At 54.6% G+C, this 17,135-nt stretch carries 18 protein-coding genes; 9 read left to right on the forward strand and 9 right to left on the reverse strand.

Annotation, left to right across the window (positions count from 1 at the left end; genetic code table 11):
- Positions 1 to 21 precede the first annotated feature (21 nt).
- Entirely contained in the window at positions 22 to 456 is a 435-nt protein-coding gene (locus tag MHI24_RS15045; RefSeq protein WP_340026399.1) for a MarR family transcriptional regulator, read from the forward strand.
- Between the two features lie 28 nt (positions 457 to 484).
- Here the strand turns inward: MHI24_RS15045 and MHI24_RS15050 are convergent, their stop codons facing one another.
- Together MHI24_RS15050 and MHI24_RS15055 are read right to left on the reverse strand one after the other, a co-directional pair.
- Complete coding sequence (locus MHI24_RS15050; protein ID WP_340026400.1) at positions 485 to 1,906, reverse strand: DHA2 family efflux MFS transporter permease subunit; 1,422 nt, start codon at positions 1,904 to 1,906, stop codon at positions 485 to 487.
- A 71-nt stretch (positions 1,907 to 1,977) separates the two neighbouring features.
- Positions 1,978 to 2,658 carry a TetR/AcrR family transcriptional regulator gene (locus MHI24_RS15055; protein ID WP_340026401.1) on the reverse strand — a complete coding sequence of 227 codons (681 nt, stop codon included), beginning with the start codon at positions 2,656 to 2,658 and terminating at the stop codon, positions 1,978 to 1,980.
- A 168-nt stretch (positions 2,659 to 2,826) separates the two neighbouring features.
- On the opposite strand from MHI24_RS15055, the gene MHI24_RS15060 reads away from it, so the two are divergent.
- A complete protein-coding gene (locus MHI24_RS15060; RefSeq protein WP_340026402.1) occupies positions 2,827 to 3,861 on the forward strand; it encodes a stalk domain-containing protein in 1,035 nt (344 codons plus the stop codon).
- A 63-nt stretch (positions 3,862 to 3,924) separates the two neighbouring features.
- Here MHI24_RS15060 and MHI24_RS15065 read toward each other — a convergent pair whose 3' ends face one another.
- Entirely contained in the window at positions 3,925 to 4,266 is a 342-nt protein-coding gene (locus MHI24_RS15065; protein ID WP_340026403.1) for a zinc ribbon domain-containing protein YjdM, read from the reverse strand.
- Positions 4,267 to 4,415: 149 nt separating this feature from the next.
- On the opposite strand from MHI24_RS15065, the gene MHI24_RS15070 reads away from it, so the two are divergent.
- The 3 genes from MHI24_RS15070 (at position 4,416) to MHI24_RS15080 (ending at position 6,967) form a co-directional block, all read left to right on the forward strand.
- Positions 4,416 to 4,901, forward strand: coding sequence for a GNAT family N-acetyltransferase (locus MHI24_RS15070; protein ID WP_340026404.1), 486 nt, complete (start codon positions 4,416 to 4,418; stop codon positions 4,899 to 4,901).
- A 70-nt stretch (positions 4,902 to 4,971) separates the two neighbouring features.
- On the forward strand, positions 4,972 to 5,946 hold the full coding sequence (locus MHI24_RS15075) for a catalase family peroxidase (protein ID WP_340026405.1): 975 nt from the start codon (positions 4,972 to 4,974) through the stop codon (positions 5,944 to 5,946).
- Positions 5,947 to 6,082: 136 nt separating this feature from the next.
- Positions 6,083 to 6,967: a diacylglycerol kinase family protein gene (locus tag MHI24_RS15080; RefSeq protein ID WP_340026406.1), complete on the forward strand. Its 885-nt coding sequence runs from the start codon at positions 6,083 to 6,085 to the stop codon at positions 6,965 to 6,967.
- Positions 6,968 to 6,981: 14 nt separating this feature from the next.
- Here MHI24_RS15080 and MHI24_RS15085 read toward each other — a convergent pair whose 3' ends face one another.
- The 3 genes from MHI24_RS15085 to MHI24_RS15095 form a co-directional block, all read right to left on the reverse strand.
- Complete coding sequence (locus MHI24_RS15085; protein WP_340026407.1) at positions 6,982 to 7,857, reverse strand: aminoglycoside phosphotransferase family protein; 876 nt, start codon at positions 7,855 to 7,857, stop codon at positions 6,982 to 6,984.
- Positions 7,858 to 8,005: 148 nt separating this feature from the next.
- Positions 8,006 to 8,479: a DinB family protein gene (locus tag MHI24_RS15090; RefSeq protein WP_340026408.1), complete on the reverse strand. Its 474-nt coding sequence runs from the start codon at positions 8,477 to 8,479 to the stop codon at positions 8,006 to 8,008.
- Positions 8,480 to 8,662: 183 nt separating this feature from the next.
- Complete coding sequence (locus MHI24_RS15095) at positions 8,663 to 9,208, reverse strand: hypothetical protein (protein ID WP_340026409.1); 546 nt, start codon at positions 9,206 to 9,208, stop codon at positions 8,663 to 8,665.
- 119 nt (positions 9,209 to 9,327) lie between these two features.
- On the opposite strand from MHI24_RS15095, the gene MHI24_RS15100 reads away from it, so the two are divergent.
- The 3 genes from MHI24_RS15100 (at position 9,328) to MHI24_RS15110 (ending at position 12,013) form a co-directional block, all read left to right on the forward strand.
- Positions 9,328 to 10,242, forward strand: a complete 915-nt coding sequence (locus MHI24_RS15100) for a phosphatidate cytidylyltransferase (RefSeq protein ID WP_340026410.1) — start codon at positions 9,328 to 9,330, stop codon at positions 10,240 to 10,242.
- Between the two features lie 107 nt (positions 10,243 to 10,349).
- Positions 10,350 to 11,021 (forward strand): response regulator transcription factor, encoded by a 672-nt coding sequence (locus tag MHI24_RS15105; protein ID WP_340026411.1) that lies wholly within the window; start codon positions 10,350 to 10,352, stop codon positions 11,019 to 11,021.
- A complete protein-coding gene (locus MHI24_RS15110; protein ID WP_340026412.1) occupies positions 11,018 to 12,013 on the forward strand; it encodes a sensor histidine kinase in 996 nt (331 codons plus the stop codon). Before MHI24_RS15105 ends, MHI24_RS15110 begins: the two co-directional genes overlap by 4 nt.
- Positions 12,014 to 12,090: 77 nt before the next feature.
- Here MHI24_RS15110 and MHI24_RS15115 read toward each other — a convergent pair whose 3' ends face one another.
- Both MHI24_RS15115 and MHI24_RS15120 read right to left on the reverse strand, forming a co-directional pair.
- A complete protein-coding gene (locus MHI24_RS15115; RefSeq protein ID WP_340026413.1) occupies positions 12,091 to 14,055 on the reverse strand; it encodes an ABC transporter permease in 1,965 nt (654 codons plus the stop codon).
- Positions 14,052 to 14,798, reverse strand: coding sequence for an ABC transporter ATP-binding protein (locus MHI24_RS15120; RefSeq protein ID WP_340026414.1), 747 nt, complete (start codon positions 14,796 to 14,798; stop codon positions 14,052 to 14,054). The genes MHI24_RS15115 and MHI24_RS15120 overlap by 4 nt, the downstream gene beginning before the upstream one ends.
- Positions 14,799 to 14,965: 167 nt before the next feature.
- Here MHI24_RS15120 and MHI24_RS15125 point away from each other — a divergent pair, with 167 nt between their 5' ends.
- Positions 14,966 to 15,613: a Vat family streptogramin A O-acetyltransferase gene (locus MHI24_RS15125; RefSeq protein WP_340026415.1), complete on the forward strand. Its 648-nt coding sequence runs from the start codon at positions 14,966 to 14,968 to the stop codon at positions 15,611 to 15,613.
- A gap of 72 nt (positions 15,614 to 15,685) precedes the next feature.
- Here the strand turns inward: MHI24_RS15125 and MHI24_RS15130 are convergent, their stop codons facing one another.
- Positions 15,686 to 16,771: a polysaccharide deacetylase family protein gene (locus MHI24_RS15130; RefSeq protein WP_340026416.1), complete on the reverse strand. Its 1,086-nt coding sequence runs from the start codon at positions 16,769 to 16,771 to the stop codon at positions 15,686 to 15,688.
- Positions 16,772 to 17,135: the final 364 nt, after the last annotated feature.

Consider the following 17,135-nt stretch of genomic DNA (forward strand, 5'->3'; position numbering starts at 1 on the left):
TGTGACCTCTGAGGTGATCTTGTGGACAACAACCCGCTTTTCCGGAAATTCATAGCCTTCACTGCTTCTGTCCATCAAATAACAAATGATATTACCAAAGATGTGAATTCAGACGGCTTAACGCCGCTGCAATATAAGATTATTGAATACATCGCAGTCAGCCAGCCTGTAACCCTCAGCGAGATCAGCGACTGCATGAACATCTCGATGCCGAATACGAGCCGTGAACTGAGGAAGCTCAGCGAAAAAGGTCTCTGCACCCGCATCACCGATCCCGCTGACCGCCGCAAGCAGGAGATTACCCTCTCTGCCGCAGGCGAGGCACTGATGAATGAGGCATTCTCGCAGATTGCCGTCCGGTTCGAGCAGCGCATTGCGGCCCTGAGCGCCGAGGAACGCAAAGAGACCGAGCGGGCGCTCGATCTCTTGCAGCAGAAGGTATTTTATTTGAGCTGAGGGTACGTCTTATCCCATACATGAGCGGTTATTTCACAGCAACGCCTTCCGCCGCAATCTCCGCAGGGACCTCTTCCTTCCGTCGGATGAAGAATGACAGGATCAGGGCAACCACTGCGGCTCCTGTGGTGACCATAGAAGCGACATTCATTCCATGAATTAAGCTATGGACATCGCCCGTCTGCTTCAGGCCGCCGCCGCTGTAGGTCATAATCGTCACAAGCAGCGCTGTCCCGATGGAACCGGCGACCGTCCGCAGCGTAGTGTTCACGGGAATGCCGTGGCGGATTAGAGCCGGCGGCAGGGAATTCATTCCACTGGTGACGACGGGCAGCAGGGTCAGGCTGACACCGACCATCCGCAGGGAGTAGCCTACCATCAGGAACGTATAGGACGTATGCTCCGTCAGATTGGAGAACAACAGTGCAGAGATGACCGTCAGGCTGATTCCGGTGATTACCATCGTTCTGGCACCTATTTTGTCAAAAATCTTCCCCGCGATAGGGGACATAATACAGATCAGAATCGCACCGGGAAGCAGCATCAGACCCGACTTCAGCGCGGAATAGCCAAGCATGGTCTGCATATAGAGCGGCAGCAGGAGCTGTGCGCTCAGCATGATAATCATCAGGATCATACTGATTACAGTAGCCAGGGTAAAAGAGGGACTGGTGAACACCCGCAGCTCCAGCAGCGGATTCTCCATCGTCAACTGCCGCCACACGAACAGGCAGAGCGCGATGAACCCGACCGCGAGGGAGATCAGCACCTCCGTGCTTCCCCATCCTTGGCTGCCGGAGACACTGAATCCGTACAGCACACCGCCAAAGCCGAGCGAGGATAATGTCATGGAGAGTGCGTCGGCCTTACTTTTTACCTGTGGTGTCACGTTCTTCACCAGAAATAGTCCAAGCATCGTGAGCAGCAGCGAGCAAGGAGCCAGAATATAGAACAATAAGCGCCAGGAATGATCCTCCACGAGCCAGCCGTTCAGCACAGGCCCGATCGCCGGAGCGAAGTTAATCGCCAGACCGATCAGCCCCATCGTGAACCCGCGCCGGGCAACCGGGATCAGAATGAACGTCAGGGTCTGCACCAGAGGGAGCATAATGCCCACTCCGACCGCCTGGATGATCCGTCCCGTAAGCAACAGACCGAAGCCGGGGGAAACCGCACACAGAAGCGTCCCCGCAGTCAGCATCCCCATCGCAAAGACGAATACCTGCTTCGTCGTGAAGCGCTGAATAAGATAAGCTGTAATCGGAACCACAATCCCCGTAACCAGTGCAAAAGCGGTCGTTAACCACTGCACAGTGCTCGCAGACAACCGGAACTCACCCATAATGTTCGGCAGCGCCGTATTCAGCGAGGATTGATTCAATAGCCCCGCCATCGTCCCGATAATTAGTATAGCCATGATAAGAATAGTGCCTTTAGGTGCCTTCTCCATTTCTGTTCCTCCTCTATCTGCACTTTTAAATCTAACTAGTTGTTTATATTTGTCTTTAAAAAAAACCGCCCCTACAATAAAGACGGCTCCATAACGCCATGGATAATAAACTGCACGATCTGCCGTGTAGTCTGCTCTCTAATCTGCGGAGAGTCCAGACTGCCGGACAAGTGCTCAAACCTTGAAGACGACTGCAGTGTCATAGCAATTACGTTCACGATCAGCATCGGAAAGAGCGCGGGGTCCAGATCCCGGCGGAGAATTCCGTTCCTCTGGGCGGCCAGAGCAATCTCATGCATCTGAGGGTCATCATCCGGACGATAGGGAATCTGATTCCAGATCTTCCAGCCCTCTGCAGCTTCCCAGAACAGGATTCTCAGGTAACTCCGGTGCTCCAGCAGGAAGGAGACCGTCTGACGGGTCCAGTACTCCACGAAATTTTTGAATGCGGACGGGTCCTTGAGCAGCTGCTCATCCTTCAGCAATTCGCTGATGAACGAGCCGGTGATCTGTTCGCTAATCTGGTCAGCCCGCTTGACCACTTCCGTGTACAACCCTAATTTGTCGCCGTAATATTGGTAGATCAGGCTTTTGTTATACCCGGAAGCCTTCGCAATGGCATCAATTCGTGCCGCTGAGAAGCCGGACTCGGCAAAGATCTCCTCGGCTGCATCCAGGATAACGCCCCGGGTCCGGGCGGCATCGTAGATTTTGGCGCTGCGTTTGTTCCCTGTTGTGGTTATGAGTTGCACCTCCTTTTTCTAACTAACTGGTTATATTGTAGTCTGTAACTTTGCGGACGTCAAGCAGGGCTCTTGCAACCTTGTCTGCTACACGTTACCAACAATTGGCACAAAACCAATTCACACCAATCGCGTCTAACTGGAGAGAGTTAAATCTATCCATAAGGTGATGAATCCATGACAACAAGAACGACTATGCTGCTGTCTCTGCTTGGACTGGCCCTGTTATTACCAGACCATGCCCATGCAGATGCAGCCCCTTCACCCCAGCCCATCTCCATCTACCTGGACGGGCAGCAGCTTCAGCCGGAGACCCGGCCGCTAAATATCGGCGGGACTGTACTGGTTCCCATGCGCGGGCTGTTTGAAGCCCAAGGTGCTGAGCTCTCCTGGAACAATGCCAGCAAGACGGTAACTGCCGTCAAAGGCGGCACCGCCTTAACCTATACCCTTGGCTCATCCACCGCCCGTGTGAACGGGAGAACGGTCGATCTGGCAGTTCCCGGACAACTGTCGCAGGGCTACAGCATGATTCCTCTGCGCTTCGTCAGTGAGGCGCTGGGCAGCCAGGTGGCCTGGGAGCCGTCTTCCGGCTCTGTCCTCATCTCCTCGGCAGCCGCCTATGAGACCACTGTCACCTGGGGGGTCAATCTGCGCAGCACCCCGGATGCCGGGCAGGAAGCGAACAGCCTGGCCCTGCTGCCGGCCGGCAGCAAGGTCCATGTGGTCCGCGAGGCCGGACCGCTCTGGCTGGAGGTACGGACAGCGGACAATGCCAGGGGATATGTATCGGCTAAACCGAAATTTACGGATTACAGAAGCCTTTCGCTGCTCCAGAAGCAGGGAGAGGCGCTGATTAACGAGGGCCGGAAATACCTGAATACCCCTTATGAATTCGGTGCTTCTCCAGACCAGACGGACACGTTCGACTGCTCCTCGTTCGTGAAGCGTGTGTTCGCCGATACCCTCGCGGTCGAGCTGCCCCGCGTCTCTTATGATCAGGCTAAGGAAGGCCGGAAGGTCAGCCTGGACGAGCTGCGCACCGGAGACCTGCTGTTCTTCACCGCCCGGGGCCTGGACATCGGGCATGTAGCGATCTATGCCGGCAATAACCGGATTCTGCATACCTACTCCAAGGAGCAGGGGGTACATATAGAGGAGTTCAGCAGCAAGTGGCAGAAGCGGTTTGTAACCGCGCGCCGGATTCTATAACCGGGGAATGCTGACAGACCAGAGCCTGCTGCCCGCTTGGGCAGCGGGCTTCCGGTTCTTCAGCTATGCCTTGCGCACGAACTCCGACTTCAGCTTCATTGCGCCGAACCCGTCGATTTTGCAATCGATATCATGGTCACCGTCCACCAGACGGATATTCTTCACCTTCGTGCCGATCTTCAGTACGGACGAGCTGCCTTTGACCTTAAGATCCTTGATCACCGTCACGGTGTCTCCGTCAGCCAGGACATTGCCATTGGCGTCCTTCACTACCTTCTCTTCCTCGCCGCCTGCGCTTCCTGCATCTGCCGACCACTCATGTGCGCACTCCGGGCAGACCAGCAGCATTCCATCCTCATAGGTATACACAGAACCACACTTCGGGCAATTCGGTAATTCATTCATTGATTAATAGTCTCCATTCCTGCTTATTGCACGTTGTATTGGGTAAGTCCGCTCTATTTTAGCATATATTTCCCCTTATGAGTTGATATCTCTATATTATTATATTAATATCTAATTAGATATATAATTAATTATAAGCAGGTGGTTATATGATTTGGTTGGAACCGGTGTCTGACCCATTAACGCAAGAGAGTCTGGAGATCCAGGCCCACGTCCTGAACTCTCAGCCTGAATTCAACCTGATGGTCCTGCATAAGGCTTATGTGGAACCATCGGAGCTGGAGGAGGAGAACCGTAAGAACCTCGCCATGGGGGAGAAAATGCTGTACATCAGGAGCGATGACCGGATTGCCGGTCTGATTACTTACCTGCCTGACTATAGCGCGGATCATTATCCGTGGATCGGTCTGCTGGTGATTCACCGGCAATATAGCCGTCTGGGGATCGGCATAACAGCGGTATATGAACTGGAGCAGATGTTCAGGACCCAGGGTCTTGCTGCCGTCCGGCTGGCGGTGCAGCTGGAGAACAAGGCCGGCGAAGCCTTCTGGACCCGAAACGGCTTCACCCCGGTCAGAAGAGCGACCGATAACCACAATAACGAAGTGGATGTCTACGAGAAGCAGTTTAATTGAGTGACCAATGTGGTAAGAATTAGGATGTAGAATATTCCAGTTCAACGGATTTGAAGGGAGGGGTACAAACGTGAATAAGGGCATCAATGAAGCTGAACAGGACGGACAACTGCGGACGGGGGCTCAGTCTGAAGCTGACGGGCTGGCGGCCGAGGCTGTGGATGCCATCGAGCAGCTGTCCGGCGTTCATCCCGGATACCGCCGCGCCCATGCCAAAGGCGTCTGCTGCCGCGGCTTCTTCCGGCCGAGCGGACTGGGGATGGAATTCACAGAGGCCGAGCACCTTCAGGAGCAGCAGGTGAACGCTATCGTGCGTTTCTCCGGCAGCTCAACTGATCCTGCACTGGCGGATTTGCTCTCTCCCGCCAAGGGAATGGCGGTCCAGTTCATCCTGCCGGATGGCGAGGTGACGAATCTGGTTGGCGTGACGGTTCCGGTGTTTTTTGCCCGGACGCCCGAGTCGTTCATCGACATTGTGCGTACGGTGCACCGGCTCAGGGAAGGGACCCTTGGACCGCTGAAGCTGATGAAGGAGATTGCCAGCCACTTCAGCGAGAGCAAGGGGGCCTTGCGCGCCGTGAAGCGGCTGAAGCCGCCGGCCAGCTATGCCGAGTGCCCCTATTACTGCATCCATGCTTATATACTCGTCAATGCTGAGGGCAAGCAGCAGCCGGTCCGGTTCGAGTGGATTCCCGAGGCGGGCGTTCGCACCCTGTCGCTGGAGGAAGCGGCACAGCAGCCGGAGCATTATCTGGAGGAGGAGCTGGAGCTGCGCCTGAAGGATGAACCGGCTATCTTCCAGCTTGTGGCCGTTCTGGGCGAGGAAGGCGATGCCACGGATGATCCGACCCGCGCCTGGCCTGAGGACAGGCGGAGGATCGACCTCGGGCGGCTGCATGTATCCGAGATCTATCCTGATCCGAAATATCTGCTGATGGACCCCACGATCATCACCACTGGGATGCTGCTCTCGGATGACCCGATTCTGAAGTTCCGCAGCGCAGCCTACGCCGAGTCCTATCAGCGGCGGATCGGAGAGAGCTAGGCGGCTGCCGCAGACAGCCTGTATAAGACAGCAAGCGCCGGAGGGAGCGGAGCATCCCTCCGGCGCTTGCTGATTCAAAGGCCAGCCTGAGCTGGTTAATGGATAGTAATCCGGTTACATAAGAGAGGAGTGCAGTATGAAGCAGGCTATGATCATCATGAATCCCTCCTCCGGCAAGGCAGAGGCGCGGGAGTATATCCAGGCAGCAGAAGAGGTGCTGCATGGCGCAGGGTATCAGGTTGCTGTCAATGAGACCGCAGGCGAAGGGGACGCCACGGCCTTCTGTGTCCAGGCGTGCAGCGAAGGCTGTGATCTGGTGGTCGCTATCGGAGGAGACGGGACGCTGCACGAGACGATGAACGGACTGGCCGACCAGCAGCACCGGCCTGTGCTTGGCATCGTGCCGATGGGGACGGTGAATGACTTCGCCCGGGCGCTGCAGATTCCGCTCAATCCCGAGGAGGCCATCCGTAATCTTGCCTCCCCCCGCACACGTAGGGTCGATATGGGCCGGCTGAACGAGCGGCTGTTCGTCAATGTGGTGGCCGCAGGCTCCCTGGCCGGTTCCCTCTCCTCTGTCACCTCGGAGGACAAGAACCGGCTCGGGTTCCTGGCTTATCTGCGGGAGGGGATCAAGGAGCTGACCAGCAACCAAACGCACCCGCTGACGATCATCCACGACGGAGAGACCTGGGAGGGGTCCTCCCCGCTGTTCATCGCTGCGCTCACCAATTCCGTCGGCGGCTTCGAGAAGCTCGCTCCGGCCGCTGCTGTCGATGACGGCCTGCTGCACTGCTTCATCGTCAAGGATCTCCACCTGCTGAATTCGGTGACGGTCAGCATCTCGCTGCTGCTCGGCAATCTGATGAACCACAAGGATGTCATCTATTTCACCGCCCGGGAGGTAACCCTCCGCTCCTCCAAGCCGGTCCGAACGAATGTGGACGGTGAAGCCGGGCCGCAGCTGCCGCTTACATTAAGCACCATACCGCGTCATATTCGGGTTGTTGTCCCGGAATAGTGGCGTCCGGGGTCTCAGCTGATCCCGGGCAGGTCGCGGAAATCCTCGCTCAGCGTCCATTCCAGACGGCGCGTCCATTCACGCTGCACCTCCTTGGGGGCAATCCGCAGGCGGTACAGGATATTCCATACTCTGTACAGACTTGCCGCCTTCATCTGCTGGGGGGTGAACACCAGCCGATTGCCGGCCAGATACCCCTCCAGGAAGGCGGCATTCAGCACCCGGGCCTTGGCGGGATAATGATGCTTCGTGAACCAGCAGACCCAGGCCACATCATTAAGCGGGCTGCCCCACTCGGCCCACTCCCAATCCAGCACATGCAGCACATCCTCATCTTCGCAGAGGAGATTATGCACCCCGTAATCGCCGTGGGTCAGTACCCACGGAAGCTCTCCGGCCCCGGCCGCTTCCAGCAGTTGCAGCGAGTGTCTGCCTAGAGACGCCGGGACGAATTCCAGCGATGTAATCACCTGGTTCAGCTCAGCCCTGTTGCTCAGACGGATCTCCTTGCCTGGCGGTTGATACGGCCGGGAATGAATCTGCTCTGCCAGCAGCAGGCCCATCCTGCCATAGACCCGTTCGGCCCGATCCCAGTCTCCGGCATCGAGCACAGATTGAGCGTTCACTCCCTGCATCCCGTCCATGACGATAATCCGCATACCGTCCATTTCCATTACTTTATGTACAGCCGGTGTATCGCAGCTTCCCTGCACCAGCTTCATGACCTGGATTTCATTCAGTGTGTCTTCGTTGGACAGGTTCGTGATTTTGGCTACAAGCGGAGGCTCCACCCCCGCCATCAGATAGGTAAGATTCGTATACCCTCCTGTCAGCCGTTCCAGCCGGCAGGCGTACCTTGCTTCCAGCACTCTGATGATATGATCAGTCATGATATGAAATCCCTCGCTTTTCCTTTCTGTAGGCCATATTCCAAGAATAGCACATGCTCCGGATTAATACAGGATAAGGTATTGTGCACAGCAAAAAGACCGGCAGGAATCTTCAGCCAGTCTGTACGCCCGTTCTATGCTTCTTACGTTACTTGGCCAGGGTGTACAGCTTATGCAGCAGTACGATCTGGCCGATATGATAGGCATTATGCGTCGCCGCATTGCTGATGAGCTCCCACCATGCCGCCGGCTCCGGGAACCCGTTGACCTGGTTCTCCAGCCCTTCCTCGGACAACAGGTCCTGCCAGGCCAGCAGTGTATTTACCAGTCTGCCGCGAAGCTCACCGAAGGAAGTATCCGCCGGAACCGCGAAGCTCAGGCGATTATCCCCCACCGGAGGCACAGCATCGACATGCCCCTCCCGGTAACGGGTCTGCCAGGCTTCATTCCAGTACAGCAGATGCGCGGTTAGCTCAGCTATACTGAACAGCTCCTCGCCGGGTCTCCAAAAGGCTTCTTTCTCGGTGACCTCCTCTGTTGCCTGCATATACGGCAGATACCAGCTCGGGTCGTTGGCACCCGCCAGCAATTGATCGGCCAGCACATCCTTAGCATGAACCATTTCTTCACTCTCCTTTTCCACAGAAAATACCACACTCCAGGCGGAATAAGCCAGGTAAGCTTCTTGTATAAATAAAGTTGCCCTGCGGGTGAAGGAATGTGTGTTGTTTTCCATATACATTAGGTCCGTGTGCCTGCTTGCGAGCATAATGTATGCCGGGAACGGGACTTCTCTAACTGCTGTCTATCTGCCGGAAGGCTGGTATTCGCTGAGCTTGCCGTAGTAGACCAGCTTCAGCCGGTCGCTCTGCCGGAAATCATCCGGGGTGACCAGCGCAGGCAGCTTGTTCCAGAGCTTAATGCCGGAGCGCTCCAGAATCTCGGCCACGAATTGCGAGCAGAAATAGGAGTTGCTGAATTCAACCGGCTCCTTCAGGGCGATGCCGAGGACGCCGAGAATATTGTACAGATACTTCTGGCGGCTGCGGATGAAGACCTGGAGCACCCGCTTCATTTTCTCCACCTCGCGCTCTGTAACCTGAAGCTCATAGATCACGCAGGTTGTACCCGGGTATTTGCTGTAGGTGCCGGTGCGGATATCCTCCTTCACGAAGCCGCCGTTGAGCGGATTAGCCGGATGCTTCCTGCCGAAGCTGTAGAGCTCGGACAACTCCCGGTTAAAAGAGATCGACGCATGATTATACGGGGCTTTGGTATAGCCCTGAATCAGTCTGGTGAACAGCGTTCCCGTATTGGTGAGCAGGATATATACAGATGAATCTGCTGACATTTACAAGATTTCCCCTTATCAAGTCGGTTGTTTTGCTTCATAATAAGCTGGACGCTTTGTCTATTTTAGCATAAAATCCCTGTATTGAATGCCACCCCGAGACAAGTTGGTGATTGTTAATGAGCCGTTCTTTATTCACACTTATTCTAATTTTTGCCGTGCTGTCGGTTGTACATGTGCTCTATCTGGTTGTCAGCAGACTGCAGAAGGACAAGGATTACTCCGGCATCGGCTTCCGGATCAGAACCTGGTGGGGGATGCTGTTCATCTTCTGCCTCGCCACCCTGTCCAATGCCGTAGTGTCCCTGCTGTCCCTGATGGTGCTGAGCTTCTTCGCCCTCAAGGAATATTTCTCGATGATCCGTACAAGAAAAGCGGACCGCAGGCTGTTCCTGTGGGCTTATCTGTCCATTCCGCTGCAATTCTACTGGATCTACATCGAATGGTACGGGATGTTCATCATCTTCATTCCGGTCTATGTGTTCCTGCTGCTCCCGCTTCCCCGGCTGATCAACAAGGGGACGCTCGGCTTCCTGCGCGGTGTAAGCTCTGTACAATGGGGGCTGATGCTGATGGTCTTCGGGCTTAGCCATCTGGCCTATTTCCAGTTCGCCACACCGGAATACGGCGCTGGCCTGGTCCTGTTCCTGGTGGTGCTGACCCAGCTCAATGACGCCGTGCATTATCTGGCTTCGATCTATATCGGCAAGCACCGGATCGTCCCGACCGCGAATCCGAGCCTGACCTGGGAGGGCTTCGGCTGTGCGTTCGTAATTACCACGATTGCCTCGTATCTGATGTATCCGCACCTCACCCCGCTGAACCCGGCCTTCGGCTATCTCTCCGGGATGCTGGTCAGCGTCAGCGGCTTCTTCGGCAGTCTGACGGTCTCCGTCCTGAAGCGCGATCTGCTGATCGGCGATGATGACAAATTCGCCGCCCTGAAGCAGAGCTACCTGAGCCGTGTGGATAGTCTTGCCTATACGGCGCCGGTGTTCTTCCATGTCATCCGGTATTATTTCGACTTCATGTAGCCGCGGGAGAGTCAGCGGCGTTCTATGTGCAACTGCCGTGAGGCGCTCACAAAGAGTACTACAAATGATATAATACCAGCATCAAATGCCTGAGCTGGAGGAATCCCATGTTCCGAATTATGATTGTGGAAGATGACGAGAAGATCAGAAGAATAGTTGCAGATACGCTGCGTAAGTGGAAATATGAAGTCATGGCAGTCTCCTCCTTCGAGCAGGTCCTGGAGGAGTTCACAGCAAGCCAGCCCCACTTGGTGCTGCTGGACGTAAATCTGCCGGTGTACGACGGGTATTATTGGTGCCAGCAGATCCGCTCCGTCTCCAAGGTGCCGATTATCTTCCTGTCTTCACGCAATCAGAATATGGATGTCATCATGGCCATTAATATGGGAGCGGATGACTTTGTGCAGAAGCCGTTCGATCTTGATGTACTTGTGGCCAAAGTGAGCGCGCTGTTACGGCGCAATTATACGTATCAGGATGAGAGCCTGCAGATGACTCACCGCCAGCTTGTTTTTCATCTGGCCAACTCTTCTGTCGAGTACGGCGGGCAGACCGCAGAGCTGTCGCGGAATGAATTCATTATCCTGCAGACGATGATGAGAAATATCGGCTCTATCGTATCCCGGGACGCTCTGATGCAAGTACTCTGGAGCGATGAGCAGTTCATTGATGATAACACGCTAACGGTGAATGTGAACCGCCTGCGCCGCAAAATCGCTATGCTGGGCCTGGAGGACTTCATTGTCACCCGCAAGGGAATGGGGTATACCATCGAATGAGCTTCTGGCGGTTCCTGAAATATGAGCGGCCGTATATCGGCCTCTCGGCGGCCGTATTCCTGCTTACCGTTGCCGTGTTTGCGCTTGATCCGCAGGTGTCCTGGCGCTGGCAATCCTGTGTCTATGCCCTCACGCTGGTCCTTATCGTACTTGCCGGCTTCCTGCTGCACCGTTACTTCAGGAATGTGCAGAATCTCCGCCGGATCGCCGATGAAGACACGGTACCGCTGTCCCTGGAGGCTGAGGCCTGCCGGGAGGCTATGGAGAAGCTGCAGATTCAGCATATCCGTGCCCTGAACGAGGTTCAGCTCCAGCAGAAGGAATATTATGATTTCACTGTGACCTGGTTTCATGAGGTGAAGACGCCCATTGCTGTGCTCCGGCTGATGCAACAGACAGAGATGGATCAGGGCAGCCTGGAAGAAGAGTTATCGCGGATTGAGCACTACATCGACCAGGCCTTATATTATTCCAGGCTCGACACCTTTAACCAGGACTACGAAATCTTAAACTGCAATTTAGAACAGCTGGTCAAGGAGGCCGTCAAAGCCCATTCCAAGACGTTCATCTCCAAAAAGATCCGAATTCGGCTCGAAGTACAAGCCACAATGGTGCAGAGCGACTCCAAATGGCTGTCCTTCATTCTCAACCAGCTGGTTACGAACAGCCTGAAGTATACCCGTGATCAAGGGGAGATCACCTTCTCTACCCGGGTTACGCCGCATGAGAAGCTGCTTATAGTGCGCGATAACGGCATCGGTATTGACCGCAGGGATTTGCCGCGCGTGTTCAACCGGGGATTCACCGGCTCCAATGGGCGTATGGTGGCAAAATCTACGGGAATGGGGTTGTATCTGGCCCAGGAGCTGTCCAAAAAACTCGGGCACTACATTTCCTGCGAGTCCGAAGCAGGCAGCTTCAGCGAATTCACCATCCATTTTCCGAAGAACCATGATCCTTATCTGAGGATGCTGCAACCACATAACACGTGAAATTTTAATCAGGGGTGCCCTAAGCAGCCGTTTCCATGGCTCTTGGAGCACCCCTTTCGTTCCCGGGGAAAGCGCTGTTAAGGAGCTTCCTGGACAATTTTGTAATACACTTTCGTAGAAGAAATATAGAACAGTGCGTAAATCAGGAAGTATACGCCCATAATGCCCCATACGGTTTCCGTAAGTCCAGTGAAACCCTGTACGGAATCGAGAATGTAATACTTGATAATAAACCAGCTGTGCAGCACTCCGAGCATAAGCGGCGGCAGAAAGACGAACAGCAGCTGCTTGCGGATCACGCTTTTCATCTGCCGGTCATCCACACCCATTTTGCGCAGAATACTGTATTGCAGCCGTTCATCTGTAGCCTCCCGCAGCTGCTTGAAATAAATAACGCTGGCCAGCGCGAAGATGGCGATCAGCGCCAGGAAGCCGCTGGAGAACAGCATGAGCGACGAGCCTTCAATCTGCTTGGAGTACACATCAGCGAATGAGGAATAGTAGGCACCCGGCGTCTCCGTGACAATGGCATGCACCTGCCTAGACAGCTCCTCGGCCCGGTTAGCATCAGTAATACCGTAGATTTCAAAAGACTTCCTCTCCGCATGCGCCTGCAGACGCTCGTAAGCCTCACCGGAAATGACAAGCACCGCCGGTTTGACAATCATGGATGACACCGGATCGGACGCCCATCCCAGATAGGCATAATCCAGCTTCGCGGTCACCCGGAAGGTTGTTTCCGCGTCTGTCTTCACAGTGAATCCCGGCTGACTGCTAGCGGGATATGCTTGCGGGAAATCCGATCCCTGGGCAAGGATTACCGCTTCGTCCCCCTGGAGCTTAAGAGTCTGCTCAGGGTCGCGTTCCTGCATCAGCCTGTTATAGGTTGGCTCGGATACCAGCAGAACGTCAGGCGTATAGTACTCCGGATTCTCAAATGCTGCCGTCATATCCGTCACCGGTTCAGCGACCAATACCTCCTGCGTCAGATGATAGCGGACCTCATGCCCGGAACTGCCAATCAGGCTGTCAATCCGATGGTTCCGGTCAGCGTCCTGCGATTCAAACGCTATATCATTAGGCAGATTCATGCCCACCGCCTCGAACTGTACCTTATAGTTAATTGTCATGAAGCTGAGCAGCAGCATAATTGCTGCACTGAACAAGGAGATAAAGGTTAAGTTCAGCGTATTGCCTCTAATCTGAAAACGCAGGGAAGAGGTCCACAGCATCGTATTGCCTTCGTGGTAGGTTCTGCGGCGGCTTACCGCCTGCAGCAGCCAGCCGGCAAATTGGCGGAAGAACAGGTAAGTGCCGGCAATCATCCCTATGGCTACAGCAATCATGCTTGCCGTAGCGTAATCCTGCCAGAACACCGAGCCTTTCCCGCTGCTGATTAGTGCAAAGGCCATACCCAGCAGAAGGATAGAAATCATAGCCATCACAGCGGAAATACGTACGGGCTTCTCCATCTTTTGCCCGGCATGAAAGAGCTCAGTAAGCTGCACCCGGTTCAGCATAATGTAGCTCTGTACGCTAATAATTATGGCAAGCAGCAGGAAGACGCCTATGGTTAAAGCTATTGACTGAACGGGGAAGGATAACGAGATGACGTTATCGTAGTGCATCAGGTTCATCAGCAGCATCCCAAACAGCTTCGACAGGAGGCCTCCGGCCAGAATCCCTGCGGCCAGTGAAATTGCGCTCAGGAATAACGTTTCATAGAACACCATACGGGTAATTTGCCGTTCATTCAGGCCATACAGCAGGTACATGCCGAACTCTTTTTTACGCTGCTTCATGAAGAAGGAATTGGCATAGAGAATAAAAAAGATGATAAACAAAAATACAATGGCCGAAGCGATGCCTACTCCCGTCTGAAAGTTAGCCCGGTTCTGCAGCGCATCCATAATATCCTCATTGTACATCAGGGAGGAGAAGGTGAACTGGATAATTACGCCGGTAACCATAGAGAACAGGTAGATTGAATATAGACGGAAGTTGCGTTTTACGTTCCTTATCGTCAGCTCGAGCAGGCTCATCGCAGCTTGCCCCCCATCAGGCTTTGGGTTTCCAGAATGCGTTCGTAGAATACTTTCTGCAGTTGGTCACCTGCGTAAAGCTCATTGACAATGCCTCCATCCCGCAGAAAAATCACCCTTTTGCAATAGCTGGCGGCATAAGGATCATGAGTCACCATCATAATCGTTGTGCCGAATGCCTTATTCAGCTCCACCAGCTGCTCCAGCAGCTGCGTCGCGGACCGTGAATCCAGCGCTCCCGTTGGCTCATCGGCAAAAACAACCGACGGTTTGGTGATAATGGCCCGCGCTGAAGCTGCCCGCTGCTTTTGTCCGCCGGAAAGCTCACTCGGGTATTTATGAAGGATTTCCGCAATGCCCAGCGCCTGCACAACCGGCCGGAGCAGCTCTTCCATCTCCGCCCCCTTCACTTTGCGCAAGGAGAGCGGCAGCAGAATATTCTCTTTCGCCGTCAAGGTATCCAGCAGATTATACTCCTGAAAAATAAACCCCATGCGCTCCTGGCGGAATTGTCTCAGTGACTTCTTGCCTAGATCCAGCAGCGATTGTCCCTCCAGCCATACTTCCCCGCCCGTGAACCGGTCTATGGTAGATAATACATTCATCAGCGTCGATTTCCCGGAGCCTGAAGGGCCCATGATGGCTGTAAGCTCACCGGATTGAATCACCAGATCAATATTTTTAAGTACTGTGGTTGTCCCGTAATTCTTGGATAAATTCCTGGTTTGAATGATGGTGTGCATTTCATTCCTCTCCCCTTTCTATCTCATATCATAGCTGCGGTCGGGACTGGCAACCATCGAACCAGGGTTCATTTGCGTGACGTTTTTGTCACTTAGCCGACAGGCTTGGGTTATAATTATGATACAACAGCTATTTGCATACAATATGCCAGGAAAGGTGGGACCTTATGCCTTCGACAGGACCAAATCCGAATGACCTCCATCCAAATCCGCAAATCCCCCAGGTCCGCTTCATCAAAAATACGCTGACCCGTCCTAATATCACCGCCGGAGACTTCTCCTACTTCGATGAACCCGACCTGTCGGTGACCTTCGAGAGCCGTGTCACCCATCACTATGAGTTCATCGGAGACAAGCTGGTGATCGGCAAGTTCTGCGCCATCGCCAGAGGGGCCGAATTCATCATGAACGGCGCCAACCACCGGATGGGCTCGGTGACCACCTACCCCTTCAACATTATGGGCGGCGGCTGGGAGCAGGCCACTCCTGAACTGGCAGACCTGCCTTACAAAGGCGATACCATCATCGGCAACGATGTCTGGATCGGCCAGAATACCACCATTATGCCCGGAGTGACCATTGGTGACGGGGCCATCATCGCGGCTAATGCTACCGTCACCAAGGATGTTCCCGCCTACCATATCGCCGGAGGCAATCCCGCCCGGATTCTGCGGCAGCGCTTCGATGACGAGCTCGTCGCCCTGCTGCTGGAGCTGAAGTGGTGGGACTGGACCCCCGAGAAGATTACTGCTCATCTGAAGGTGCTGTGCAGCAGTGATCCTGAGCAAATCCGGGGTCTGGCCGGGCGAAGCTGAAGCGAAAGAAGGGGATGACCCGGCAGCCATCTACGGCTGTCCGGGGCATCCCCTTAAATATGTGTATGCGTGCTAATTGATCTCCAGATAATCCAGGTAAGCATCCCAGGTCCCGTCATCGGCGGTGACCACCAGCTCAATCACCTGATTGCCCGTTCCGTGGCTGACGTTATTGATCGTATAGACCGCAGGGCTGCTTCCGCCATAGTAGAAGGTCCCCTTCGTCACCCCGCCAATCTTCAAGTCCACCCTGGCCATATTCGCGTTGTTAGAAGCCCCGCGGAGTGAGAAGCTATGGGTGCCGCTGGCGAAATACTGGGTGTATTTCACCGAATCATTGTTCGCGTACAGCGCAACTCCCGTGAACGGAGAGCTGATATTCGAGGTGTACTGCCCCGATTTGGTCATGCTCTCCGCTTCCACCTTCGTTACCGTAGGGCTCGGGCCGGTGTTGCCGCCGTCAGGCGCAACCGCCCTGCCGGTGCTTGGTGAGATCATGCCGGAGCACAGGCCGCGGTTCTGGAGATTCTGTGCAATCTGCGGAACCGCCTGGAGCGTTGTCTGATACTGGTCATGCATCAGGATGACATCGCCATTCTTCATCGTGCCGACAGCGGCCACAATCTGGGAGGTTCCCGCTCCGTTCCAGTCCTGGGAATCCACATTCCAGAGCACCTCGGTAAGACCGTTCTGGGCCTGAATCGACTTCAGGGCCGCATTGGTCGCACCATACGGCGGACGGAACAGCTTCGGCGCGGTGCCGGTAATGGATTGCAGCGTCTGCTGCGTCTGTGTAATCTCTGATGTAGCCTGGGCGGTGCTCACCTGTGTCAGATTGGCATGGGACCAGGAGTGGTTGCCAATCCACATCCCTGCGTTCTTCTGGGCCAGCACCAGGGAAGGATTACTCTGCGCCTTCTGCCCGACATTGAAGAACGTGGCGCGCAGACCGTTCTGCTGCAGCGCGTTCAGCAGATTCGTCGTGGTGCTTGCATTCGGCCCGTCATCATACGTCAAGGCCACGTAGCCGTTCGAGCAATCAGCGGCATACACCTTCTCACCGCCCGCCGCAAGGGAGCCGCCGAACAACGATACGACCAGCAGCCCGATCGCGGCCCATTGGGTAACCGATTGAATAGCTTTGACTCTAAATTTCATCCTGTCTTCCTCCTTATTCATTGTTTATTGATTCTTAGCCCGCAGTCCGTAGTCACGGTATCCGCCCACTATCCGTATGTAATTTCCCGTGATGATTTTTGGTCAAGCGCTTACATTAGTAACTATAACAATTATTTACTTTTTTGACTAGATGGAATTCTGGTAATCTGGCAGATTATATCCTTGATAAGGGGGCAAAGTTAGTTTTCGTATTCGTTCGGCCCCTGTGTCCCCGCCACTGAACATTGTGATCGGTTTTTTGATTATATTGCGCACGCACAGCGCCACCCGGCGTAATGTAGTCGGTTTTTCGATTACATTCCGCCCGCTCGCCGCCACCTGACGCAATGTGATCGGTTTTTCG

Source organism: Paenibacillus sp. FSL K6-1096 (assembly GCF_037977055.1).
Classification (GTDB): domain Bacteria; phylum Bacillota; class Bacilli; order Paenibacillales; family Paenibacillaceae; genus Paenibacillus_AQ.

What these genes read in the sequence shown, in the direction of transcription:
- MHI24_RS15050 (WP_340026400.1), bottom strand. Translation starts at nt 1,906, where the DNA reads ATGGAGAAGGCACCTAAAGGCACTATTCTTATCATGGCTATACTAATT.
- MHI24_RS15060 (WP_340026402.1), top strand. Translation starts at nt 2,827, where the DNA reads ATGACAACAAGAACGACTATGCTGCTGTCTCTGCTTGGACTGGCCCTG.
- MHI24_RS15065 (WP_340026403.1), bottom strand. Translation starts at nt 4,266, where the DNA reads ATGAATGAATTACCGAATTGCCCGAAGTGTGGTTCTGTGTATACCTAT.
- MHI24_RS15070 (WP_340026404.1), top strand. Translation starts at nt 4,416, where the DNA reads ATGATTTGGTTGGAACCGGTGTCTGACCCATTAACGCAAGAGAGTCTG.
- MHI24_RS15080 (WP_340026406.1), top strand. Translation starts at nt 6,083, where the DNA reads ATGAAGCAGGCTATGATCATCATGAATCCCTCCTCCGGCAAGGCAGAG.
- MHI24_RS15085 (WP_340026407.1), bottom strand. Translation starts at nt 7,857, where the DNA reads ATGACTGATCATATCATCAGAGTGCTGGAAGCAAGGTACGCCTGCCGG.
- MHI24_RS15090 (WP_340026408.1), bottom strand. Translation starts at nt 8,479, where the DNA reads ATGGTTCATGCTAAGGATGTGCTGGCCGATCAATTGCTGGCGGGTGCC.
- MHI24_RS15095 (WP_340026409.1), bottom strand. Translation starts at nt 9,208, where the DNA reads ATGTCAGCAGATTCATCTGTATATATCCTGCTCACCAATACGGGAACG.
- MHI24_RS15100 (WP_340026410.1), top strand. Translation starts at nt 9,328, where the DNA reads ATGAGCCGTTCTTTATTCACACTTATTCTAATTTTTGCCGTGCTGTCG.
- MHI24_RS15105 (WP_340026411.1), top strand. Translation starts at nt 10,350, where the DNA reads ATGTTCCGAATTATGATTGTGGAAGATGACGAGAAGATCAGAAGAATA.
- MHI24_RS15110 (WP_340026412.1), top strand. Translation starts at nt 11,018, where the DNA reads ATGAGCTTCTGGCGGTTCCTGAAATATGAGCGGCCGTATATCGGCCTC.
- MHI24_RS15115 (WP_340026413.1), bottom strand. Translation starts at nt 14,055, where the DNA reads ATGAGCCTGCTCGAGCTGACGATAAGGAACGTAAAACGCAACTTCCGT.
- MHI24_RS15120 (WP_340026414.1), bottom strand. Translation starts at nt 14,798, where the DNA reads ATGCACACCATCATTCAAACCAGGAATTTATCCAAGAATTACGGGACA.
- MHI24_RS15125 (WP_340026415.1), top strand. Translation starts at nt 14,966, where the DNA reads ATGCCTTCGACAGGACCAAATCCGAATGACCTCCATCCAAATCCGCAA.
- MHI24_RS15130 (WP_340026416.1), bottom strand. Translation starts at nt 16,771, where the DNA reads ATGAAATTTAGAGTCAAAGCTATTCAATCGGTTACCCAATGGGCCGCG.